The following is a 5318-nucleotide window of genomic DNA, read 5'->3' as shown; positions in this document are numbered from 1 at the left end:
GGAGGGCTTGCGCCCTGCCGTTAACACCTCGTCAAACGCCGGGAATCAATGCGTCATAGCGTTGCCCAAAGGGGGCGAGGGGATTGTGGGACGTGCTTCCCGGAGGTGACGCTGCGCTGACCTCCGGCTACTCGCTGGCATCCCTCCGGGATACTCGGTTCGCTGCCGCTCTCCTTTGACACCAAACGGAGTGATGCTTGTTCGCGGCAGGGCTCGCGCCCAATAAAGCTAGATCGATGTTTGCAGGTAATCATCGATGGTTCGTGCGAACGATTGTAGAATCGGCTCCAGTTTCTCAAGCCGGTTGACGGCGCGGTCGAGGTTGCCGGCTTTGGCGTCGGTTTCCAAGGACTGAGTCAGTTCGCAAGCCTCGGCGTGATCGTAGCTACTGACAAGGCTTTTCAGCCGATGAGCCGCGATCTCGAGTTGCTTGGCGTCGCCCGCGTTGACCGCGGACTTCATCGTCGAAATCAATTGCGGCAGATCACTCAGCACGAAGCCGAGATGTTCAATCAACAGATCCTGCTCGCCGCCCATCCGTTTCAAGGCCGCATCAATGCTGAACCCATGGGCCTGCTGGATGTCAGGAGTTGCCGTCTGGTCCACGTCCACCTTCGGGTCGTCCCCCATGCGTTCAACCACGTCGATCAACTCGTCGGCGTGAATCGGCTTGGACAGATAAGCGTCCATGCCTGCAGCGAGACACTTTTCACGGTCTCCACGAAGCGCATGGGCGGTCAAGGCGACGATCGGCGTGTGGCCGCCGTGGCGTTGTTCGTGTTGGCGAATGGCACGCGTCGCCGAAAAACCATTGCGTCCTGGCATTTGGACATCCATCAACACCACGTCGTATTTCGATTCGCAACACACGCGAATCGCTGCGTCGCCGTCCGCTTCGCTCTGAACCCGATGCCCCCGGCGCAGCAAGATCGATTCCACCAATCGCCGGTTCGGTTCGTGGTCGTCAACCAGCAAAACATTCAGAGGATGAGTGGTCTTCTGTCTGAGGAGCGATTCGCACGCTTGGTCGCTCAGCCGTGGGGCGGATGCTTGGCGCTGCTTTCCCAGCGTCGACAGGATGGCCTCCAGCAGCGCCGAGGCACTGATCGGTTTCACGAGATACGTTGCGATGCCCAGTTCACGGCACTTTGTGGTCGAATTGGGACGGTCTGCCGACGACAGCATCATCACCGTTCCATGCTCAAGGTCCGGACGAGCGAGGATTCTCTCGGCAAGCTGGAATCCATCGATCACCGGCATCATCGCGTCCAGCAAGACCAAGTCAAACGGGCGATGCTCTCGCGCCGCCGATTCCATTTCACTCAGTGCCGATGCCGCTCCGTCAGCCAACGTCGGTTGCATGCCCCAATGGCCGAGCATTTCCTCAAGGATCTGGCGATTGGTCGCGTTGTCGTCAACGATCAACGCACGCAACCCGTCCAGTTCGGGCTGCTCGAGCTTGCTGGTCGCTCGCGACGGTCCATCGGAAAGCTTCAACGTGAGCGTGAAGTAAAAGGTACTTCCCTTGCCCAGCGAACTTTTGACCCAAATCTTGCCGTCCATCAAACGCAGCAATTCAGACGTAATCGTCAGCCCCAACCCGCTGCCGCCGAATCGACGCGCCATCGAGGAATCCACTTGCGTGAACGATTCGAAAATCTGTCGTAGACGCTGTTTAGGAATGCCGATGCCGGTGTCCGTCACGGAGAACTGCAATCCGATCTCATCGTCGCTTTGCCATTGCGGTTCGACATCGACGATCACTTCGCCCTGCTCGGTGAATTTGATCGCGTTGCCGACCAGATTAAACAGCACCTGACGAATCCGCGTCGGGTCGCCGCGCAGGTCGTGCGGAATGTCCATCGGCATGTGAACGGCAAGTTCCAAGCCCTTCTCGTGGGCTCGAACCGCGAGCGCTTTCAACGTTTCACGGACGACTTCGGCGAGGTTGAACTCGATTTCCTCGATCTCCATCCTGCCGGCTTCGATCTTGGAGATGTCCAAGACGTCGTTGAGTAAATCCAATAGCGTGTCGGCAGACGTTTTGACCGTTCGCAAATAGTCGCGTTGTTCGCGTGTCAGGTCGGTGGTCAAGGCGAGTTCAGTCATCCCGAGGATCGCGTTGAGCGGCGTGCGAATCTCGTGACTCATGTTGGCCAGGAATTCGCTCTTGCTGCGACTGTTGGCTTCTGCGGATTCCTTGGCGGATTCGAGTGCTTCTTCGGTTTGCCGGCGTTTGCTGATGTCGGTCTGCAGCACGATCCAACGTGACAGTTCGTCGTCGTCGTCTCGAACTGGAATCAGTTTCGTCTCGGTCCAGAATGTCGTCCCGTCTTTGCGGTACATCAGCACATCGGCCGTCGTCTCGATACCGGCTGAAATCGCTGAGATCAGTTCGTGCTGCGATTTAGCCGACGTGCTGGGGCCGAACAACAACTCGCCGAATGCTTTGCCACTGGCTTCGCAGAGTTCATAGCCGCTCAGTTGGGTGAAGGCATCGTTGGCCCACTGCAGGTGCCCCTCGCCGTCGAGAATCAAGATCGCATTGCCGGCGCGGCTGACCACCAGCGAGAGGGTTTCGAGATCGGCCCGATCGTCGGCCCGTCTTCCCTCGGCTGACGGGCCGTCTTCTTTCAATCGAATTTGGAATGCACGTTTCGCCATGGATTGACACGCCTCCTGTAAGACAAACCGATTGGACGCCGCAGCAGGTGTCAACATGACGTACAGGTCGGTCATGCCCGTCCGGCGAGAGTTTTGGCGTGTTCCGCGACGCGAGCAAAACGACAAATTGGCACACCTGTTGCTTTCACAATCGTCCAGCGAATCGAGTGCCAATTTGGCTCGACTGGCCCCGCGTTTGGTCGAAAGTTCACCCCATCGGAGCAATAGGACTCAATCATCTTCAGGAGCCCGTCCGACATGTCGCACATTCTTGTGGTTGACGACGAGCCGGCGGATTTGAATCTGGTTCGCCATGCTCTCGAAAAACAAGATCACGCTGTCATCGTTGCCGAAACCGCCAAAGACGCGGTCGGGCTGCTGCGCAAGAAATCGATCGACGTCGTGGTATTGGACGTCCTACTCCCCGACGGCGACGGTTTGCAAGTCCTGAGAAAAATCCGCGAGTTCGACAAGCACTTGCCGGTCATCCTGATGACCTCCAGCAGCGACAGCGGAACGGCGATCCGCGCGATGAAATTTGGGGCGCTGGATTATCTGCAAAAACCGATCGACGTCGCCGAATTGCGTCAGGGTGTCAGCCGCGCCCTGGAGATCCGTCGATTGACCGAAGCCCCCGTGGAGATCGCGTTCGACGCCGGCAAAAGCGATTTGCATTCGATCATCGGTCGTTGTGCGAGAATGCAAGAGGTCTACAAATCGATCGGCATTGTGGCCGCCCAAGACGTGACCGTTCTGATTCGCGGGGAAAGTGGTACCGGCAAGGAATTGGTCGCGCGGGCGCTGTACCAATACGGCGACCGGGTTCAAGGCCCATTTCTCGCCGTCAACTGTGCCGCAATCCCCGAAACGTTGCTCGAAAGCGAACTGTTCGGACATGAGAAAGGTGCCTTCACGAGCGCCGATCGAAAACGGATCGGAAAGTTCGAACAGTCTGCCGGTGGGACTCTGTTTTTGGACGAAATCGGCGACATGTCGGCGGTGTTGCAGAGCAAGTTGTTGCGCGTCCTACAAGAGAAACAATTTGAACGTGTCGGTGGCAACGAAACGATCAAGGCGGATGTACGCGTCATCGCCGCGACGCACCGCAACCTCGAAAAGATGGTCGCCGAAGGTCAATTTCGGGCCGACCTTTATTATCGGCTCAACGGTTTTACCATCAACTTGCCGCCGCTGCGGCAACGCGGATCAGACATCGAACTGTTGATCGAACATTTCCGTCGTCATGCGTGTCGAGACTTGGGGAAAGAAGTACGCGTCATCCCGCCGGAAACGCTCCGCCAGCTGAAGGAATATCGATGGCCGGGCAACATTCGTGAGCTCCAGAATGTCGTTCGACAAGCCGTTTTGAAAACACCCGGTCCGGTGCTGCTGCCGGATTTTTTGCCCGAGCTGAAAAGTATCGAAGGCTCGATGGACGCCGAACCAGGGCGTGACTGGCAAGCCTCGACGCCACCAGACGACGCGGACGGTTCGACGATTCCGGCAATGGACAACGAAGGATTCGACACACTCATCGGACGTCACCTCCAAGGCGATTCGCCGAATCTGTACGACGATGTCATCGGTGAGGTCGAACAACGGCTGGTCGAGCACGTCTTGCAGGCCACCGAAGGTGATAAAGTCGAAGCAGCTCGGCGGCTTGGGATCAATCCAGCGTTGCTGCGAAGTCGCGCGGCGTTGAAGCTGCTTGACCTTGAAAGCTTGCATGACAACGGACACGCCACACCATTGATCCGACCGAACATGACGCTCGCGGAAATCGAATCCGAAGCCATCCGCCGAGCGATTGACCAGACCAACGGCTGTCGCAAACAAGCCGCGAAACTGCTGGGCGTCAGCACGCGAACGATGCAACGACGCGTCAAGGAATTAGGGATCTAGGGATGAAGAAGGATCGACGCGATGGAACAGACGCCTACCACTATTGTTAGCGGCAGGACGCAAGCCCAATACCGCTCAATCGAGATTGATGGGCGCCCGGGCGCTGGCGCGAACCGGCTGATGTCAAAAGAATATCAGCCGTTTGGCGCGAGCCTACGGACGCTCTTTGCTCCTCCGGACAGAGCCGCGGATTTTGATATCGTCGTATGACTACGCCAGCTTGGCTCCGTCGGGAACCGATTGGTCGGGAACCGCCAGGATGACCGATCCGTCGTCGCGATAGAATCCGACGATCAGAAACTCTGACATGAACGTTCCGATCTGCTTCGGGGGAATGTTCACCACACCGATGATTTGTCGACCGATCAGTTCGGCTTTGGTGTAATGGACCGTGATCTGGGCGCTCGTTCGCTTGGTGCCTAACTCTGGGCCGAAGTCGACCGTCACCTTGTAAGCAGGCTTGCGTGCCTTCGGTAGCTCTTCGACGGCGGTGACCGTGCCCGCTCGCATGTCGAGGTTTTCGAACGCCTGCCACGGGGTGACGCCGGTTTGCATTGCCAATTCCGCCAGGCACAGCGCGATCACCTCGTCGACTCGCCGTTCCCGCGTCTCCGCCCTTTTCGCCGTCGACACTCGCAGACATTGAGCACGACGCTTGCCAGCGGTCCAGCTTTCCCACACCGACATCGCCGCCTCGTTCGCTTCGAGCGCGAACTGCAACTCCGTCGGCACGACGACCGCTTCAGGATCGG

General features: G+C 58.0%; 3 protein-coding genes. 1 reads left to right on the top strand and 2 read right to left on the bottom strand.

The window, feature by feature from the left end; translation table 11 throughout:
* Positions 1–228: 228 nt before the first annotated feature.
* Complete coding sequence (locus ABX749_RS20500) at positions 229–2739, bottom strand: response regulator (protein ID WP_372897613.1); 2511 nt, start codon at positions 2737–2739, stop codon at positions 229–231.
* 183 nt (positions 2740–2922) lie between these two features.
* On the opposite strand from ABX749_RS20500, the gene ABX749_RS20495 reads away from it, so the two are divergent.
* A complete protein-coding gene (locus tag ABX749_RS20495) occupies positions 2923–4566 on the top strand; it encodes a sigma 54-interacting transcriptional regulator (RefSeq protein ID WP_372897612.1) in 1644 nt (547 codons plus the stop codon).
* A gap of 210 nt (positions 4567–4776) precedes the next feature.
* On the opposite strand, the gene ABX749_RS20490 is transcribed toward ABX749_RS20495, so the two are convergent.
* A partial coding sequence (locus tag ABX749_RS20490) for a tRNA-binding protein (RefSeq protein ID WP_372897611.1) occupies positions 4777–5318 on the bottom strand: 542 nt, incomplete at its 5' end.

The sequence above is a fragment of the Stieleria sp. genome (assembly GCF_041595215.1).
In the GTDB taxonomy this organism is placed as follows: Bacteria; Planctomycetota; Planctomycetia; order Pirellulales; family Pirellulaceae; genus Stieleria; species Stieleria magnilauensis.
The sequence above is the reverse complement of the archived record's forward strand: the minus strand, read 5'-3'. Positions and strand labels throughout refer to the sequence as shown.

Excerpts from the sequence above, each read along its gene's own strand:
- ABX749_RS20500 (WP_372897613.1), bottom strand. The coding sequence starts at position 2,739 with ATGACCGACCTGTACGTCATGTTGACACCTGCTGCGGCGTCCAATCGG.
- ABX749_RS20495 (WP_372897612.1), top strand. The coding sequence starts at position 2,923 with ATGTCGCACATTCTTGTGGTTGACGACGAGCCGGCGGATTTGAATCTG.